Source organism: Streptomyces sp. PSU-S4-23, assembly GCF_055632315.1.
In genome coordinates, this window is the sequence record NZ_JBVMUU010000002.1 from 7,163,013 (window position 1) to 7,180,150 (window position 17,138).

17 protein-coding genes are annotated in these 17,138 nt (G+C 69.0%); all 17 read left to right on the plus strand.

From position 1 onward, the window contains the following. Complete coding sequence (locus ACZ79I_RS32475) at positions 1-576, plus strand: NADPH-dependent FMN reductase (protein WP_471502154.1); 576 nt, start codon at positions 1-3, stop codon at positions 574-576. A 41-nt stretch (positions 577-617) separates the two neighbouring features. Next, complete coding sequence (locus ACZ79I_RS32480; RefSeq protein WP_471502156.1) at positions 618-1,907, plus strand: cation:proton antiporter; 1,290 nt, start codon at positions 618-620, stop codon at positions 1,905-1,907. Positions 1,908-2,052: 145 nt separating this feature from the next. Continuing rightward, on the plus strand, positions 2,053-2,712 hold the full coding sequence (locus tag ACZ79I_RS32485) for a hemerythrin domain-containing protein (RefSeq protein ID WP_471502158.1): 660 nt from the start codon (positions 2,053-2,055) through the stop codon (positions 2,710-2,712). Positions 2,713-2,737: 25 nt separating this feature from the next. After that, complete coding sequence (locus ACZ79I_RS32490; protein ID WP_471502160.1) at positions 2,738-4,186, plus strand: MFS transporter; 1,449 nt, start codon at positions 2,738-2,740, stop codon at positions 4,184-4,186. A gap of 126 nt (positions 4,187-4,312) precedes the next feature. Next, entirely contained in the window at positions 4,313-5,218 is a 906-nt protein-coding gene (locus ACZ79I_RS32495) for a MarR family winged helix-turn-helix transcriptional regulator (protein ID WP_471502162.1), read from the plus strand. 272 nt (positions 5,219-5,490) lie between these two features. Beyond that, positions 5,491-7,176 (plus strand): NAD(P)/FAD-dependent oxidoreductase, encoded by a 1,686-nt coding sequence (locus tag ACZ79I_RS32500; RefSeq protein ID WP_471502164.1) that lies wholly within the window; start codon positions 5,491-5,493, stop codon positions 7,174-7,176. Between the two features lie 40 nt (positions 7,177-7,216). After that, a complete protein-coding gene (locus ACZ79I_RS32505; RefSeq protein WP_471502166.1) occupies positions 7,217-7,762 on the plus strand; it encodes a flavin reductase family protein in 546 nt (181 codons plus the stop codon). Positions 7,763-7,828: 66 nt separating this feature from the next. Next, positions 7,829-8,194, plus strand: a complete 366-nt coding sequence (locus tag ACZ79I_RS32510) for a dehydrogenase (protein WP_471502168.1) — start codon at positions 7,829-7,831, stop codon at positions 8,192-8,194. A 49-nt stretch (positions 8,195-8,243) separates the two neighbouring features. Then, the gene (locus ACZ79I_RS32515) at positions 8,244-8,651 is read left to right on the plus strand and encodes a VOC family protein (RefSeq protein WP_471502170.1); all 408 of its coding nucleotides are present in this window, start codon (positions 8,244-8,246) and stop codon (positions 8,649-8,651) included. 100 nt (positions 8,652-8,751) lie between these two features. Then, positions 8,752-10,521 carry an acetyl/propionyl/methylcrotonyl-CoA carboxylase subunit alpha gene (locus tag ACZ79I_RS32520; RefSeq protein ID WP_471502172.1) on the plus strand — a complete coding sequence of 590 codons (1,770 nt, stop codon included), beginning with the start codon at positions 8,752-8,754 and terminating at the stop codon, positions 10,519-10,521. Positions 10,522-10,554: 33 nt separating this feature from the next. Further along, the gene (locus ACZ79I_RS32525; RefSeq protein WP_471502174.1) at positions 10,555-11,484 is read left to right on the plus strand and encodes a hypothetical protein; all 930 of its coding nucleotides are present in this window, start codon (positions 10,555-10,557) and stop codon (positions 11,482-11,484) included. A 39-nt stretch (positions 11,485-11,523) separates the two neighbouring features. Continuing rightward, positions 11,524-12,993, plus strand: coding sequence for an FAD-dependent monooxygenase (locus ACZ79I_RS32530; protein ID WP_471502176.1), 1,470 nt, complete (start codon positions 11,524-11,526; stop codon positions 12,991-12,993). Between the two features lie 42 nt (positions 12,994-13,035). Then, positions 13,036-13,365 (plus strand): TcmI family type II polyketide cyclase, encoded by a 330-nt coding sequence (locus ACZ79I_RS32535; RefSeq protein WP_471502178.1) that lies wholly within the window; start codon positions 13,036-13,038, stop codon positions 13,363-13,365. After that, a complete protein-coding gene (locus tag ACZ79I_RS32540; protein WP_471502179.1) occupies positions 13,362-14,633 on the plus strand; it encodes a beta-ketoacyl-[acyl-carrier-protein] synthase family protein in 1,272 nt (423 codons plus the stop codon). The genes ACZ79I_RS32535 and ACZ79I_RS32540 overlap by 4 nt, the downstream gene beginning before the upstream one ends. After that, on the plus strand, positions 14,630-15,847 hold the full coding sequence (locus tag ACZ79I_RS32545; protein WP_471502181.1) for a ketosynthase chain-length factor: 1,218 nt from the start codon (positions 14,630-14,632) through the stop codon (positions 15,845-15,847). Before ACZ79I_RS32540 ends, ACZ79I_RS32545 begins: the two co-directional genes overlap by 4 nt. Before the next feature lie 130 nt (positions 15,848-15,977). Then, positions 15,978-16,253, plus strand: a complete 276-nt coding sequence (locus ACZ79I_RS32550) for an acyl carrier protein (protein ID WP_381084271.1) — start codon at positions 15,978-15,980, stop codon at positions 16,251-16,253. 77 nt (positions 16,254-16,330) lie between these two features. Continuing rightward, the gene (gene fabG, locus ACZ79I_RS32555) at positions 16,331-17,116 is read left to right on the plus strand and encodes a 3-oxoacyl-ACP reductase FabG (protein WP_471502183.1); all 786 of its coding nucleotides are present in this window, start codon (positions 16,331-16,333) and stop codon (positions 17,114-17,116) included. Positions 17,117-17,138: the final 22 nt, after the last annotated feature.

The following is a 17,138-nucleotide window of genomic DNA, read 5'->3' on the forward strand; positions in this document are numbered from 1 at the left end:
ATGTCCTACCAGCGGATCAGGGTGGTCGTTGTCGTCGGATCCGCCCGTGACGGGCGGCTGGCCCCCGATGTGGCGCGATGGTTCGCGGGGCAGACGGACAAGCGCGACGACCTGGTCACGGACGTCGTCGACCTGGCCGGCACACCTCTGCCGGACAGCCTCGACCCGGATGTGCCCGAGGCCGTCGCGCTGCGCCCGCGCCTGGCCGCGGCCGACGCTTTCGTGTTCATCGTGCCGGAGTACAACCGCAGCGTCCCGGGTCCCTTGAAGACCCTCATCGACAGCTTCAACTCCGAGTGGGAGGCAAAGCCGGTCGGGTTCGTCGGCTACGGCCTGAGCATGGCAGGCGGGGTGCGCGCCGTGGAACATCTGCGGCAGATCTTCGCCGAGTTCCACTCCATCGGGATGAAGGACACCGTCACCTTCCCGCGGATCCTGGACCACTACGGCGCCGAGGGGCGCTTCCCGGTCGATCCCGAGGGTGCCAACGCCGCCGCCAAGCTCATGCTCGACCAGCTCGTGTGGTGGGCGCGCGCGCTGCGCGACGCGAAGGAGCGGCGGCCCTACGGCGGCTGAAACCCCACCATGCCTGATGTGCGTCCCTACAAGGAGCTGTGATGTCGTCTTCCGCTGCCCCGCTACATGACCTGCTGATCGCCATCCCGACCGTGATCCTGGCCTGCCGAGCGGGAGCGGGGCTCTTCCGCAGGGCCGGTCAGCCACCGGTCGTCGGGGAGATCGCCATCGGGATCGTGCTGGGCCCCTCCCTGCTCGGCTGGATCTGGCCGAGCGCGGAGCACTGGCTGTTCCCGGAGGCGGTGCTGCCGTACATCGAGACGCTGGGCAACATAGGCCTGCTGGCGTTCCTTCTTCTGGCGGGCCTGGAACTCAACCTCTCCGCGATGCGCGGCCACGGCCGTACCGCGGTCGCGGTCGGCCAGATGAGCATCGCACTGCCGCTCGCCCTGGGTGCGCTGCTTGCGCTTGGCATGTACAAGACGTTAGCCCCCAAGGGTGTGGGCATGCTGCCCTTTGTGCTGTTCATCGCGCTGGCGATGAGCATCACCGCGTTCCCCGTGCTCGCCCGGATCCTCACCGACCACGGCCTGTACCGGACGTCCGTGGGAACCCTCACGATGACGTGCGCCGCGGTGGGCGACGTGACGGCGTGGTGTCTGCTCGCCGCGGTCGTGGCGGTGGCCTCCGGCGGCTCGCCGGCCGGGGCCCTCATGACGGCCGCACTGACCGCCGCGTTCCTGGTCGTGATGGTGTACGTGGTGCGCCCGCTGCTCGCCAGGTGGGCGGCGCGCGCGGAGCGGGGCTCTGACAGCGTTGTACTGGTCGTACTCTTCAGTGGGCTGTGCCTGTCGGCGCTGGCCACCGAAGCCATCGGGGTGCATGCGCTGTTCGGCGCCTTCATCTTCGGTGCCGTCTGCCCGCGCGGTTCCCGCACGATCGAGCGCTCCGCCGCCCGGACGCGGGCCTTCAGCATGCCGGTGCTGCTCCCGCTCTTCTTCGTGAGCACCGGTCTGCGTACCGATCTGGCGCTGCTCGTGGGCAATCCCGTCCTCTGGCTGTGGTTCCTGGCGGTGCTCGCCGTGGCGGTGCTCGGCAAATGGGGCGGCAGCGCGGGCGCTGCCCGAATGGCGGGCTGGCCATGGCGCGGCGCGATGTCGATCGGTGTGCTGATGAACTGCCGCGGACTGACCGAACTCGTGGTGCTCGACATCGGCCTCCAACTGGGTGTCATCGGGCCCGATCTGTTCACGATGCTCGTGCTGATGGCTCTGCTCACCACGGCGGTGACCACCCCTGCCCTCACCTGGTTCCGCCGGTCGGCGGGGGATTCGGGCCTCGAACCGGCGGAACCGGCACGCGGGCCTCATCAGGTCACTGGTGCCTCTTGATGGTTCGTAGGTTGTTAGTTGGGTAGTTGATGATTACCCCTGTGAGCGGTACTGTCAGCGGCAGACGACGGATCCGGGGGTCCCGGGGCCATGCGGACCGGCCCTGACGAATGCTCACCCAGCCCGATGGAGAAGGTGGAAGACCATGAGCGGCAAGCCCTTCAATCTGGACATGACGATGATGTATGCCGTCCACAACGCCTTTCGACGGGATCTGGAGCAACTCGCACGGATAACCGCCCGCACCGACGACGATCCCCGTCACATCCTGCAAACCGCCCTCGGCTGGGAGCTGTTCAAGGCCCATCTGCGTGTGCACCACACCTCCGAGGACGACACCGTGTGGGGCGTCATGGAGCAGGTGCTGGCCGAACGCCCGGACGACCTCGCCCTGATGGGGGAGATGGAGGCGGAGCACGCCCTCATCGATCCCCTGCTGAATGCGGTCGACGAGGCGCTGGCCGATCGCGAGTCCGGACCCGAGCGGCTCGGGGGTCTCATCGACACTCTCGCCACCAAGGTGGCCTTCCACCTCAAGCACGAGGAGGAGGAGGGCCTGGCACTGATCGACTCGGCTCTGACGGAAGAGCAGTGGCAGCGCTTCGCCGAGGTCCATCGCGACCGGATCGGTCCTGACGTGTCCCGGTACCTGCCGTGGTTGCTGGACAGCCAGCACGAGGAGATGGTCGCCTCCGTCCTCTCGCGCATCCCGGAGAAGGCGCGCCTCGCCTACGAGGACGAATGGCGCGAGACCTTCGCCCGGCTGGATCCCTGGGGCGTCACGGAAGCACCGGCCAACAACTGAGCGCGCCATCTGAGGAGGACTTTTCATGTCCGCGCACGAACGAATCGAGCCCACGGCGGTGGCCGAAGCGCCGTCGGCCGCCGGCGGCAGGCACGGCCTCGCATTGCTGATCATCGCCACCGCGCAGTGCATGCTCACGCTGGACGGCACGATCATGAACGTCGCCCTGCCCAGCGTGCAGAGGGCACTGCACTTAGCGGTGGCGGATCTGAACTGGGTGATCACCATCTACGCGCTGACCTTCGGGGGACTGCTGCTCGTCGGCGGGCGCGCCGGTGACGTGTTCGGCCGCAGGAAGGTGTTCCGCATAGGGCTGGTCGTCTTCGCCGTCGCCTCGCTCATCGGCGGCCTCGCCACCAGCGGATCCGCACTCATCGCCGCCCGGGCGCTGCAGGGCATCGGTGCCGCGATCATCGCGCCCACCGCCTTGTCGCTGCTGGCCACGACATTCCCGCCCGGGCCGGCGCGCAACAAGGCGTTCGGCGTGTACGGGGCGATGGGGGCGCTCGGCTCGGTGCTCGGTCTGCTGCTCGGCGGCTCGCTGACCGAGTACCTCAGCTGGCGCTGGGTTCTGTTCGTCAACGTTCCGATCGCGATCGCCGTGCTGATGGGCACCTCTTCGCTGGTCGAGGGCGAGCGGCAGCGCGTCAAGGTCGACCTGCCCGGCGCGGTCGCCGCGACGGCCGCTCTCGGGTCGCTGGTCTACGCGATCAACCGGGCGGCCTCAGAGGGCTGGGGTGACCGTGTCACCGTCGGCTTCCTGGCTGTCGCGGCCGTCCTGACGATCGCCTTCGTGCTCATCCAGCGGGCCAGCGCGGCACCGATGATCCCTTCCAGGGTGCTCAAGGAACGCGGGAGGGTCGGCTCGAACCTCATCATGTTCCTTGCCGGCGCCTGCATGTTCGCGACCTTCTACTTCCTCACCCTGTACATGCAGGACGTGAAGGGATACTCCCCGATGCAGACCGGACTGGCGTACCTGCCGTTCGCGCTGGGCATCGGCATCGCCGCCGGCGGTATCGGCCCTCAGCTGCTGAGCCGCGTCTCGGAGCGGACGGTCATCGTGCTGGGCCTGCTGCTGGCCACCGTCGGCATGGGCTGGTTCAGCGTGCTCACCCCGCAGTCGAACCTCTTCGCCGCGCTGCTGCCGGCACAGCTGGTCGTAAGCGTGGGTCTCGGTCTCACCTTCGTCACCACCACGATGATCGGGGTACGCGGGGTCGCTCCGGAGGACACGGGCATCGCCTCCGGTCTCCTCAACACCAGCCAGCAGGTCGGCGGCGCGGTCGGTCTGGCCGTCCTGGCCACGATCGCCTCCACGGTGACCTCCGACGCGGCGAAGGGCGGCGCCCCGACCGCCGCTGACCTGACCGACGGCTACACGGTCGGCTTCATCGTGGGGGGCGGCTTCTATCTGGCCGCCCTGGTCGTCGGTTCGCTGACCATCAGGGCCGTGGTGCAGCGGCAGCACTGACCTGCCGCCCCCGAAACCGTGACCGGCGCCCGGCGCCCGGCGCGCATCCGCAGCCCGCGGACGCACGCCGGGCGCCAGGCCCGTGAAAGCGCTGCTCGGGTACGCTTGTGCGGGAGGTATCTCATCTTGCTCAGCGAACACGATCACACCGCCCAGGAACCAATGGGGGAAGTGCCGGGTGTCGCGCTCCCGTCCGAGCTGACGAGCTATATCGGGTATACGCTGCGGCGTGTCTTCGTGCTGCTCGGCACGAGCGCGGGCAGCGATGAGGCCACCACCCGGAACTTCGTCGTGCTGGACGCGCTGGCCGACCGGGACTCCTTGTCCCAGCACCACTTGGCCGAACGGCTGGGCATCAATCGGACGATCATGGTGCAGGTCATCGACCGCCTGGAGGGCGACGGCCATGTCACCCGCACCCGGAACCCGGACAACCGGCGGTCGTACGTCCTCTCGCTCACCGCCTCGGGCCGCGACGCCCTGGACGGCATGCGCCAGTCCGTGGCGGACCGCGACACGAGGTTCACGGCACCGTTGTCCACGCGCGAGCGCACGCGCCTCGATGTGCTCCTGAGCAGACTGCTGCCCACACCGACACAGCCCATCCCGCGCAGTACCGCATATCTCGTCGCACAGGCCCACTACCGGCTGCGCAGAATCGGCGATGACAAGCTCGCCGGCACCGGCCTGCGCGTACGCCATTTCGCTCCGCTTTCGGCGATCAACACCTTCGCCCCCTGCGCCCAGCGGCAATTGGCGGAACATCTGGCAATCACCGAGCCGGCCGCCGCGGTGGTCGTCGACGAACTCGTGCGGGCGGGCCTTGTCCGGCGCGGGCGTGATCCACACGACCGTCGCCGCTACGCCCTGGAACTCACCGGCCGTGGCAGGGAAAGCCTTGCGACGGTGGGGAAAGCGGTTGAGGAGCTCCAGTCCGACGTAGCCGGGATGCTCGGCGCCGGTGGAGATGCGGAGCTGCGGACTTTGCTGTTCAAGCTGCTGGAACACCAACACACGGCGGCAAACGCATAGTTGTGCGTCCTCTCGAATTCATTGGAATGGTTGACTCGTCGGCGGAAGCCTGTCACGCTTGATCCGTGGCCGAGTCGTGCCCGGAATCAGGAAAAGGCACGCGGCGCTGATCCCCGGCCCTGATTTCCGCGTCTCTCATCTTCGCTTCCCGGCCAGTTTTCCATACCTCTGTGCCGTGTCGGTCCCATGACCGACACGGCACTTTTCTTTCCATCCCAGGGTGGCACCAGGTCGAGTGAAGCCAACGCAATCTGACCGACAGGAGACTGTTCATGGCGATGAAGATGACCGCTGCAGCGAAGGAAACCTCTGACGCGAAACCGTGCGACGTCCTCATCCTGGGATCGGGACTCGCCGGCTCGGTGGTCGCCTCGATCCTGGCCCGGAACGGCGCCGACGTAGTGCTCATCGACGCCGGCCAGCACCCCCGCTTCGCCATCGGCGAATCCACGACCCCGCAACTGGTCGAGTGGCTGCACATCCTCAGCGAGCGCTACCACGTTCCCGAGATCAAGAGCCTGACAAGCGTCGACGCCAGCACACGCGACATCGGCCCGGTCTTCGGCACCAAGATCCACTTCGGTTTCATGCGCCACCAGCCGGGCAAGGAGCCCAACCCCCGGGAAGCCACGCAGTTCGCCATCCCGCGGCTCCTCGCACAGACCAGCCACCTGTTCCGGCAGGACAGCGACTCCTACATGTTCCATGTCGCCATCCGGTACGGGGCGACCGTCCGGCAGAACTGGCGCGCGACCGATCTGGCCTTCGACGACGACGGCGTCACCGTGACCGGCCACACCGGCGAGGTGTTCCGGGCCAAGTACCTCATCGACGCGAGCGGGTTCCGTTCGCCGCTCGCCGAGAAGTTCGATCTGCGCGAGAAACCCGCGCGGTTCAAGCACCACTCGCGCTCGATGTTCACGCACTTCATCGGGGTCAAGCCGTTCGACGAGGTCTGCGGCCACCCGAAGCATCTGCGTCCGCCGGTCGACTGGCACAAGGGCACCATGCACCACCTGATCGAGCGCGGCTGGTTCTGGATCATCCCCTTCGACAGCCACCCGAAGTCGAAGAACCCCCTCTGCAGCGTCGGCCTGCAGCTGGACGAACGCCTCTATCCGAAGCCGACCGACATCACCCCCGAGGAGGAGTTCCAGCGCTACCTGGACATGTACCCCGCGGTGAAGCGGCAGTTCGAAGGCGCGCACCGGGTCCGGGACTGGGTGTCGACGGACCGGCTGCAGTACTCCTCCAAACAGACCATCGGCGATCGCTGGTGCCTCATGTCCCACGCGGCCGGGTTCATCGACCCGCTCTACTCCAGGGGCCTGTCCAACACCTTCGAGGTGGTCGACGCGCTCAGCGGCCGTCTGATCGACGCGCTCAAGGACGGCGACTTCTCGGCGGAGCGTTTCCGGTACGTCGAGGAGGTGGAGCGGGGCCTGCTGCACTTCAACGACGAACTGGTCAACAGCTCCTTCATCGCCTTCAACCACTTCAGGCTGTGGAACGCGGTGTTCAGGGTGTGGGGCGCCTTCATCACCCCGGGCGTCATGCGTCTCGCCCGCGCCAGGCTCCGCTACATGGCGGACGGCAACGACTGGCACTTCCGCGACCTTGAGAACGTCCCCTATCCCGGGCTGTGGTGGCCCGAGGGCGAGGCGTTCAAGCACATCCTCGACGTCACCGCGGAGACCTGCGAGAAGTACGAGGTCGGTGAACTCACCGGCGACGAGGCGGCAGACATCATCTTCAAGGTCCTCCAGGAGTCCGAGGAGGTCAACCCGGAATTCGGCTGGAAGGACCCGGAGCACCGCTTCGTGGCGCCCCAGAGCGCGACCCTGGCGAAGTTCATGTACTGGGCGTCGGTCCAGAGCGGGCCGGAGATGAGGCGCCTTGGCCGTGATCTCGCACGGGAACTCCTGAAGGCCGGCCCCCGCGTCAGGAAGCTGCTGTGAAGCGGCCGTTCGGCCGAGTCCCGCTGCCGAAGGGACGAGAATGACCACCGAGTGGCATTCTGTGCACGAGGGCCGGCAGATCGACGCGCGGACCCTGCGACAGGTGTGTGGGCTCTTTGTGACAGGCGTCACCGTGATCACGACCGGAGTCGACGGTCGTGCCGACGGTGCGACCGTCAACTCGTTCACCTCGGTGTCCTTGGACCCCCCGCTGGTCCTCTTCTGTCTGCACCGGCAGTCCCGACTCCACGAGGTGCTCGAAGAGTCGGGCGGCTTCGCGGTCAACTTCCTCTCCGGACAACAGGAGGCCCTGGCACGGGCGTTCGCCGGCCGGAAGACCGCGGGCTTCTCCAAGGTGGCCCATCACCGGGGCGCGGAAGGTGTTCCCATTCTCAGCGAAGCCCTCGCCTTTCTGGCGTGCAGGATCGTCGACCGATTCCCTGGTGGTGATCACACCATCATCCTGGGCGAGGTAATGGAGCTGGGCATTCCGCGCAGGCATCAGGAACCGCTCATTTTCTTCAGGGGAGCGCTGGGTGCTCTCGAGGAAGAGCAGCTCGGAGTCCATCCGATCCTGGACGGGTGACGGTCCGGGTCCGCAGGCCCGTATCTCCGAGAGATCGTTCATCACCATCACAGAAAGGAGCTGCCGTTGTCCGCATTTCCGGACGGCCCCGTGGGGACGTGGACGGGTTCCGTCTTCTATGACGGACTGGTCGACGACTACACGGCCATCTTCGTCGAGGACGGATCGCTGTCACTCGACACGAAGAAGAGCATCGGGACCGGAAGCTGGTCGACGACCGGTCCGGACGCCTTCCACATGACGGTCAAGGAGGTCTTCAAGGGCGAGCAGATCAGCCCGACCGGAAAGGCCGTCGCGTACATACAGATCGAGTTCGACGCGCGACTGTCGGAGTCCGGGTACTCCGGCACGGGCAAGGCGACTGTCCACGGAACGGACGGGTCGGTCGTCTATTCCACCGCTGCGGAGACCAGCGCTCGCCGGAGCAAGTAATCCACTCGCGGGTTCCGGCCCGCACCCGACACCATTGAAGGAGCAGGACATGCCCGTGCTCGGCGGAATCCACCACGTGAAGCTTCCCGTCAGCGATGTCGCCCGGTCGCTCGAGTGGTACCAGAAGGTCCTCGGCATCGAGACGACGATGGAATTCAAGGACGACGACGGGGTCCTCCGGGGGCTGGTGAGCAAGGTGCCCGGCGTCGAGACCACGCTCTTCGCGCTCCGTGAGAACCCCGAGGCCGCGGCCGGACTCAAGGACTTCGACCCGATCAGCTTCGGCGTGCAGACCCGTGCCGACGTCGAGGAATGGGCCACTTACATGGACAAGATCGGCATCGAGCATCCGCCCATCGTCGAAGCCGCCATCGGCTACATCCTCAGGCTCCAGGACCCGGACGGACGCTGGGTGCACATCTACTCCTGGGAAACCCCGGACGGCAGCGACTCCTGAGCGGAAGCACACGCGCTCTTCGCGGTGGCGCCGAGAGGCTCCCGCCGCGAGGAGCCCCCACTCGCTTCCAGGCCCAGTCATGAAAAGGATGCGTCCTGACATGCGCAAGGTGTTGATCGCCAACCGTGGCGAAATCGCTGTCCGTGTCGCCCGGGCCTGCCGTGACGCCGGGATCGCGAGCGTGGCCGTGTACGCCGACCCGGACCGGGACGCCCTGCACGTCCGCGTGGCCGACGAGGCGTTCGCCCTGGGCGGCGACACCCCCGCCACCAGCTACCTGGACATCGACAAGGTGCTGCAGGCCGCCAAGGACTCCGGCGCCGACGCCATCCACCCCGGCTACGGCTTCCTCTCCGAAAACGCCGACTTCGCCCAGGCCGTCCTCGACGCCGGCCTCGTCTGGATCGGCCCGCCGCCCCACGCCATCCGCGACCTCGGCGACAAGGTCGCCGCCCGCCACATCGCCCAACGCGCCGGCGCACCCCTGGTCGCCGGCACCCCCGACCCCGTCTCCGGAGCCGAGGAAGTCGTCGCCTTCGCCAAGGAACACGGCCTGCCCATCGCCATCAAAGCCGCCTTCGGCGGCGGCGGACGCGGCCTGAAAGTCGCCCGCACCCTCGACGAAGTACCCGAACTCTACGACTCCGCCGTCCGCGAAGCCGTCGCCGCCTTCGGCCGCGGCGAATGCTTCGTCGAGCGCTACCTCGACAAACCCCGCCACGTCGAGACCCAGTGCCTGGCCGACACCCACGGCAACGTCGCCGTCGTCTCCACCCGCGACTGCTCCCTGCAACGCCGCCACCAAAAACTCGTCGAGGAAGCCCCCGCCCCCTTCCTGACCAAGGAGCAGAACGCGGAGCTCTACCGCGCCTCCAAGGCCATCCTCAAGGAAGCCGGCTACGTCGGCGCCGGCACCGTCGAATTCCTCGTCGGCCAGGACGGCACCATCTCCTTCCTCGAGGTCAACACCCGCCTGCAGGTCGAGCACCCCGTCACCGAAGAGGTCACCGGCATCGACCTGGTCCGCGAGATGTTCCGCATCGCCGACGGCCAGGAACTCGGCTACACCGACCCCGAACTGCGCGGCCACTCCTTCGAGTTCCGCATCAACGGCGAAGACCCCGGCCGGGGCTTCCTGCCCGCCCCCGGCACCGTCACCACCTTCACCCCGCCCACCGGCCCCGGCGTCCGCCTCGACACGGGCGTCGAACCCGGCAGCGTCATCGGCCCCGCCTGGGACTCCCTGCTCGCCAAACTCATCGTCACCGGCGCCACCCGCGAGCAGGCCCTGCAACGCGCCGCCCGCGCCCTGGCCGAGTTCCACATCGAGGGCATGGCCACCGCCCTCCCCTTCCACCGCGCCGTCGTCACCGACCCCGCCTTCGCCCCCGAACTCACCGGCTCCCAGGACCCCTTCACCGTCCACACCCGCTGGATCGAAACCGAGTTCGTCAACGACATCCCGGCCTTCACCGCCTCCTGGACCGAAGAAGCCGAGGCCGAGGCCCGCGAGACGGTCGTGGTCGAGGTCGGCGGCAAACGCCTGGAGATCTCCCTGCCCACATCGCCGGGTCTGGCCCTGGCCCGGGCCACGGTCGCCGGCGGCTCCAGGCCCAAGCGGCGCGCGACGAGGAAGTCCGCCTCCGGCGCCTTGGGCGACGCCCTTACCTCCCCGATGCAGGGGACCATCGTGAAGGTCGCCGTCGAGGACGGCCAGCAGGTCAACGAGGGCGACCTGGTCGTCGTCCTGGAGGCCATGAAGATGGAACAGCCGGTCAGCGCACAGCGTTCCGGCACGATCAAGGGCCTGACGGCTGAGGTCGGTCACTCTGTCACCTCCGGCGCCGTCATCTGCGAGATCAAGGACTGAGGCAGTTTGACAACTCCGACCTACACCGACGCGATGAATGAGGCGCTCCTGCGGCTGCGGGACATGGGCTTCGAGCACGGACCGTCCTTTGTGAACCACGCACCCATGGCCGCGGAGGCTCTGGCCCGCATGGGGTACACCGCTGAGGTCCCGGCCTGGGTCGACCGCAACCTGCGGTACCGCAGCTACCACGACCGTCCGGAGACCCGGTGGCCGCTGTCCCCGCAGGACAGGACCGACTGGGAAGGGGCGTTGGGGGACTTCGGCAGGGTCGCCGACTGGGCGGCCATGTTCCGGCGGGAGCTGGACGAGGCACCGTGGACCGATGTGCTGGCCCGGTGGTGGCCGCGGCTGCTGCCCGGGCTGTCCGGCGCGCTGACGCACGGCGCGATACGCACCGCCCACGCGGTACGGGCCCTCGCCATGGCGACCGGGGACAGCGGACTGCTCCTGGCCGAACTCGCCGAAGGACTCGGATACTGGGCGGCCCGCTACTCGGCCCGCCCGAACGGGACCGGTGCCGCGGCCGGTCCCTCCGGTGCACCGGACGACGGTGGCAGTGTCGCCCACGCGCTCGACCAACTGGTCGCCTCCGCCTGCGGGTTCTACGCCACCGCGCGGACGTCGAATCCGATCGGGTTGATCCACTCGATCACCGCTCCCGCCGCCGTGCGCCTGGTGTGCCAGTACCTGCCGCCGGAACAGCACCTGCCGTCGTACCGGGCCGTGCTGGAATGCAGCCGCTGGATCCAGTCGTGGGGCGGAACCCCCGCTGTCCCCGCCGCGGAGGCGCCCGAGCCGCCGTCCGGCGCGGAGCTCTTCGCGACCGCCGCCGAGATCGGTGACGAGCACGCCATCAAGCTCGCCGAGGTCGCCTCGCGGCACAACGCGCTGGTGCCGGATCCCCGGTATGCGGCAGCGGCCGACACGGCGAACCGGGCGCTGCGCCGGTTCGCCCTGTGAAGCATCCGTAGAACGTCCATGACGACCGAGGAGAGGCAGATGGACGCGGCAGTGATAGTCGTGGGAGCCGGGCCTGCAGGCATGATGCTCGCTGGTGAGCTGCGGCTTGCGGGCGTCGACGTCATCGTCCTTGAGCGGCTGGCCGCGAGGACCGGTGAATCACGTGGCCTTGGCTTCACGGCACGCACGATGGAGGTCTTCGACCAGCGGGGACTGCTGTCCCGGTTCGGTGACATCGAGACCAGCAACGTCGGCCACTTCGGCGGTCTGCCGGTCGACTTCGGTGTGCTCGAAGGAGCGCACCAGGCGGCCAAGACCGTGCCGCAGTCGGCCACCGAGACGGTCCTGGAGGAGTGGGCCACCAGGCTCGGCGCGGACATCCGCCGCCGCCACGAGGTGCTGTCCGTCACCGGCAAGGAGGACAGCGTCGAGGTGGAGGTCCGCGGCCCCGGAGGGGTCCAGACCCTGCGCTCGGAGTACCTGGTGGGCTGCGACGGCGGCCGCAGCACGGTACGCAAGGCCGCGGGATTCGCCTTCCCCGGCACCCCCGCGACCATGGAGATGTTCCTCGCCGACGTGAAGGGGATCACCCTCGAACCCCGGATGATCGGCGAGACCCTGCCCGGCGGCATGGTGATGGTCGGACCGCTGCCCGGCGGCATCACCCGTCTGATCGTGTGCGAGCGCGGTACCCCGCCTCAGCGCCGTGAGAAGCCGCCCACGTGGGAGGAGGTGGCCGCGGCCTGGCAGCGCTTGACCGGCGACGACATCTCGCACGCCGAGCCGGTGTGGATCAGTGCGTTCGGCGACGCCACGCGCCAGGCCACCGAGTACCGCCGCGGTCGGGTGTTCCTCGCCGGCGACGCGGCGCACATCCACCTCCCGGCCGGCGGCCAGGGCATGAACACCAGCATCCAGGACGCCGTCAACCTCGGGTGGAAGCTGGGCGCGGTCGTCCAGGGTCGCGCCCCCGAGCGGCTGCTGGACACGTACCATGCCGAGCGGCACCCCGTGGGCAAGCGGCTGCTGATGAACACGCAGGCCCAGGGGCTGCTGTTCCTCAGCGGCGCGGAGATGCAGCCGCTGCGCGACGTCGTGTCCGAACTGATCGCGTACCCGGAGGTCAGCCGGCACTTCGCCGCCATGGTCAGCGGTCTGGAGATCCGCTACGACATCGACGGCGGCAGCCACCCGTTGCTGGGCCGGCGCATGCCCGACGTACCGCTGGCCGGGCACAAGCTGATCGGCCGGACCACCGAGGCGCTGCGCGCGGCCCGAGGTGTCCTCTTCGACCTCGCCGACAACGCCGAGCTGCGCCGCAGGGCCGCGCCCTGGCGGGACCGGATGGACCTGATCACCGCTCGGCCGGGCGGACCGGCCGCGGACGACCGGCTCGCGGGCGCGGCGGCCGTGCTGGTCCGCCCCGACGGATACGTGGCCTGGGCGGCACCCGGAAGCCATGGCGATCTGCCCATGGCTCTCGAACGCTGGTTCGGGCCCGTCATCTGATGCCCGCTCGCAGAGTCGGGCACCTTCACAGGGAGAGAGCTCATGCACAGCACACTGATCGTTGCCCGGATGAACGCGGCGTCGCAGCACGAGGTGGCCCGCCTGTTCGCCGAGTTCGACAGGACCGAGATGCCGCACCTCATGGGGACGCGACGGCGCCAGCTGTTCGCGTACAGGGGTCTGTACTTCCACCTCCAGGACTTCGACACCGACAACGGCGGCGAGCTGATCGAACGGGCCAAGAACGACCCGCGGTTCATGCGGATCAGCGATGACCTGAAGCCCTTCATCGAGGCATACGACCCCGCCACGTGGCGCTCGCCCGCCGATGCCCTGGCCCAGCGCTTCTACGCATGGGAGGACGGAACGTGACCGGCCGTCGTGTCGCCGTCACGGGCATCGGCGTGCTGGCGCCCGGCGGTGTGGGGACCAGGGCCTTCTGGAACCTGCTGAGCGAGGGCCGCACCGCCACCCGAGGCATCACCTTCTTCGACCCCTCGTCCTTCCGGTCCCGGGTGGCGGCGGAGATCGACTTCGACGCCGACGCGCACGGGCTCACGCCGCAGGAGGTCCGGCGCATGGACCGGGCCGCGCAGTTCGCCGTCGTGGCCGCCCGCGAGGCGATCGCGGACAGCGGCATCGAGCTGGGCGTCCACGAACCGCACCGCGTCGGTGTCACCGTCGGCAGCGCGGTGGGCGCCACCATGGGACTCGACCAGGAGTACCGGGTCGTCAGCGACGGCGGACGGCTGGACTGCGTGGACCACGAGTACGCGGTGCCGCATCTGTACAACTACCTGGTACCCAGCTCGTTCGCGGCCGAGGTGGCGTGGGCCTCCGGCGCCGAGGGCCCCAGCACGGTCGTGTCCACCGGGTGCACCTCCGGCATCGACTCGGTCGGTTACGCCACCGAACTGATCCGGGAGGGCAGCGCCGACGTGATGATCGCCGGCTCCTCGGACGCCCCCATCTCGCCCATCACCATGGCGTGCTTCGACGCCATCAAAGCGACCACCCCGCGCCACGACGAGCCGGGGCGGGCCTCGCGGCCCTTCGACGGCACCCGCAACGGGTTCGTCCTGGGCGAGGGCGCCGCGGTGTTCGTGCTGGAGGAGCTGGACGCGGCGCGGCGGCGCGGCGCGCACATCTACGCGGAGATCGCCGGATACGCCACGCGAAGCAACGCGTACCACATGACCGGCCTGCGCCCTGACGGCGCGGAGATGGCCGAGGCGATCCGGGCCGCACTCGACGAGGCCCGGCTCGGTCCCGAGGACATCGACTACATCAACGCGCACGGCTCGGGCACCAAGCAGAACGACCGGCACGAGACCGCGGCGTTCAAGAGGAGCCTGAAGGACCACGCCTACCGGACCCCGGTGAGCTCGATCAAGTCGATGATCGGCCACTCACTGGGAGCCATCGGTTCGATCGAGATCGCCGCGTCCGCCCTCGCCATGGAGCACAACGTGGTGCCCCCCACGGCCAATCTCCACACCCCGGACCCGGAGTGCGACCTGGACTACGTACCGCTGACAGCGCGTGAATGGACCACGGACACGGTACTGACGGTCGGGAGCGGCTTCGGCGGATTCCAGAGCGCCATGGTGCTGGCCCGTCCCGAAAGGAGCCTGACATGACCGCCTCGGTGGTGGTGACGGGCATGGGCGTGGTGGCGCCCAACGGGCTCGGCACACAGGACTTCTGGTCCGCGACACGCGATGGCAAGAGCGGCATCGGCCGCGTCACCCGGTTCGATCCGACACGGTATCCGGCCCAACTGGCCGGCGAGGTACCGGGTTTCCGGGCCGATGAGCTGCTGCCGAGCAGGCTGATCCCGCAGACCGACCATATGACGCGGCTCGCGCTGGTCGCCGCGGACTGGGCCCTGGCGGACGCCGGGGTGGATCCGCGGGAGCTGCCCGACTTCGACATGGGAGTGGTCACCGCCAGCTCCGCGGGCGGCTTCGAGTTCGGCCAGGGCGAACTGCAGAAGCTGTGGAGCAAGGGCAGCCAGTACGTGAGCGCCTACCAGTCCTTCGCCTGGTTCTACGCCGTCAACAGCGGCCAGATCTCCATCCGCAACGGCATGAAGGGGCCGTCCGGCGTCGTGGTGAGCGACCAGGCCGGCGGCCTCGACGCGCTGGCGCAGGCCCGTCGGCAGATCCGCAAGGGCACGCCGCTGATCGTCTCGGGCGGTGTCGACGGTTCCATCTGCCCCTGGGGATGGGTGGCGCAGCTGGCCGGCGGCCGGATGAGCACCAGCAGCGAACCGGCCCGCGCCTACCTGCCGTTCGACGCCGACGCACGCGGCCATGTGCCCGGTGAGGGCGGTGCGATCCTCATCCTGGAGGATGCCGGCGCCGCTCGCCGGCGCGGGGCCAGGGTCTACGGAGAGCTCGCGGGGTACGCCGCGACCTTCGACCCCAAGCCGGGCAGCGGCCGGGCCCCCGGGCTGCGCCGCACCGTCGAACTGGCCCTGGCCGACGCGGGCCTGGCGCCCGGCGACGTGGACGTGGTGTTCGCGGACGCCGCCGGCCTGCCCGAGCTCGACCGCATCGAGGCGGAGGCGATCAGCGCGGTGTTCGGTCCGCGCGGCGTTCCCGTCACCGCACCGAAGACCATGACCGGCCGCCTGTACTCGGGTGCCGGCCCCCTGGATGTGGCTGCCGCGCTGCTCTCCCTCGGCGACGGGTTGATCCCTCCCACCGTGAACACCGTGCCCGCACCCGACTACGAGCTGGACCTGGTCGTCGCCCAGCCCCGGCCCGCCCGGCTGAGCACGGCGCTGGTACTCGCCCGCGGTCAGGGCGGCTTCAACTCCGCCGTGGTCCTACGGGCCTTCGGCCGCTGACCCGGGCCCTCGGACATCCGGCCGCCGAGCCGGAGACCGCGCCCTTCGCCGCCTCCGCAGTGGCGGTGAAGGGCGTCCTTCACGCGCACAAAGCCGACCGAGGCCCCGGCCTCCCGAGAAAGGCACCGACGTGAGTACTCCTGCATTCACCATCGAAGACCTCAAGCGCATCCTGCTGGAAGGGGCCGGCGCCGAGGAGGGGGTCGACCTCGACGGGGACATCCTCGACACGGAGTTCGAAGCGCTGGGTTATGAATCCCTGGCCCTGCTGGAGACCGGCGGCCGTATAGAGCGTGAGTACGGCATCACGCTCGACGACTCGGCGCTCACCGACGCCACCACACCGAGCCGGCTCATCGCCGTGGTCAACGAGCACCTCGCGGCGGCCGCGAAGACCGCGGCCTGACCTGTCCGTTCCGGGGCTGCCGCGGTGAGTGGCGCGGCCGCCCCGGAACCCCACACGGCACCCAAGGGAGAACACAGATGTCGCAGCAGAGTCAACGAGTCGCCGTCGTCACCGGAGCCACAAGCGGCATAGGCCTGGCCACCGCCCGTCTCCTGGCCGGGCAGAACCACCGTGTGTTCATCGGCGCCCGCAGCGCCGAGAACGTGGCGTCGACGGTCAAGCAGCTGAGGGAGGAGGGCCTCGACGCCGACGGTGCCCCCCTCGACGTGCGCTCCCCGCAGAGCGTCGAGCAGTTCGTCACCGCGGCGGTCGACCGCTTCGGAACCATCGACGTCCTGGTCAACAACGCGGGCCGCAGCGGCGGCGGCGTCACCGCGGACATCGAGGACGAGCTGTGGAACGACGTCATCGACACCAACCTCAACAGCGTCTTCCGGATGACCCGGGCCGTGCTCGGCATCGGCGGGATGCGCGGCAAGGACCGCGGCCGGATCATCAACATCGCCTCCACAGCGGGCAAGCAGGGCGTGGTGCTCGGCGCTCCTTACTCCGCCTCGAAGCACGGCGTCGTCGGCTTCACCAAGGCGCTCGGCAACGAGCTCGCGCCGACCGGCATCACGGTCAACGCGGTCTGCCCGGGCTATGTGGAGACGCCGATGGCGCAGCGCGTCCGGCAGGGTTACGCGGCGGCGTACGACACCACCGAGGAGGCGATCCTCGAGAAGTTCACCGCGAAGATCCCGCTGGGTCGCTACTCGACGCCCGAGGAGGTGGCGGGCCTGGTCGGCTACCTCGCCTCCGACACCGCCGCCTCCATCACCGCGCAGGCGCTCAACGTCTGCGGCGGCCTCGGCAACTTCTGAGCCGGATCGCGCCCGAACCCAC

Excerpts from the sequence above, each read along its gene's own strand:
- ACZ79I_RS32525 (WP_471502174.1), top strand. The coding sequence starts at position 10,555 with ATGAATGAGGCGCTCCTGCGGCTGCGGGACATGGGCTTCGAGCACGGA.
- ACZ79I_RS32520 (WP_471502172.1), top strand. The coding sequence starts at position 8,752 with ATGCGCAAGGTGTTGATCGCCAACCGTGGCGAAATCGCTGTCCGTGTC.
- ACZ79I_RS32535 (WP_471502178.1), top strand. The coding sequence starts at position 13,036 with ATGCACAGCACACTGATCGTTGCCCGGATGAACGCGGCGTCGCAGCAC.
- ACZ79I_RS32515 (WP_471502170.1), top strand. The coding sequence starts at position 8,244 with ATGCCCGTGCTCGGCGGAATCCACCACGTGAAGCTTCCCGTCAGCGAT.
- ACZ79I_RS32530 (WP_471502176.1), top strand. The coding sequence starts at position 11,524 with ATGGACGCGGCAGTGATAGTCGTGGGAGCCGGGCCTGCAGGCATGATG.
- ACZ79I_RS32545 (WP_471502181.1), top strand. The coding sequence starts at position 14,630 with ATGACCGCCTCGGTGGTGGTGACGGGCATGGGCGTGGTGGCGCCCAAC.
- ACZ79I_RS32480 (WP_471502156.1), top strand. The coding sequence starts at position 618 with ATGTCGTCTTCCGCTGCCCCGCTACATGACCTGCTGATCGCCATCCCG.
- fabG (WP_471502183.1), top strand. The coding sequence starts at position 16,331 with ATGTCGCAGCAGAGTCAACGAGTCGCCGTCGTCACCGGAGCCACAAGC.
- ACZ79I_RS32500 (WP_471502164.1), top strand. The coding sequence starts at position 5,491 with ATGGCGATGAAGATGACCGCTGCAGCGAAGGAAACCTCTGACGCGAAA.
- ACZ79I_RS32485 (WP_471502158.1), top strand. The coding sequence starts at position 2,053 with ATGAGCGGCAAGCCCTTCAATCTGGACATGACGATGATGTATGCCGTC.
- ACZ79I_RS32490 (WP_471502160.1), top strand. The coding sequence starts at position 2,738 with ATGTCCGCGCACGAACGAATCGAGCCCACGGCGGTGGCCGAAGCGCCG.
- ACZ79I_RS32505 (WP_471502166.1), top strand. The coding sequence starts at position 7,217 with ATGACCACCGAGTGGCATTCTGTGCACGAGGGCCGGCAGATCGACGCG.
- ACZ79I_RS32475 (WP_471502154.1), top strand. The coding sequence starts at position 1 with ATGTCCTACCAGCGGATCAGGGTGGTCGTTGTCGTCGGATCCGCCCGT.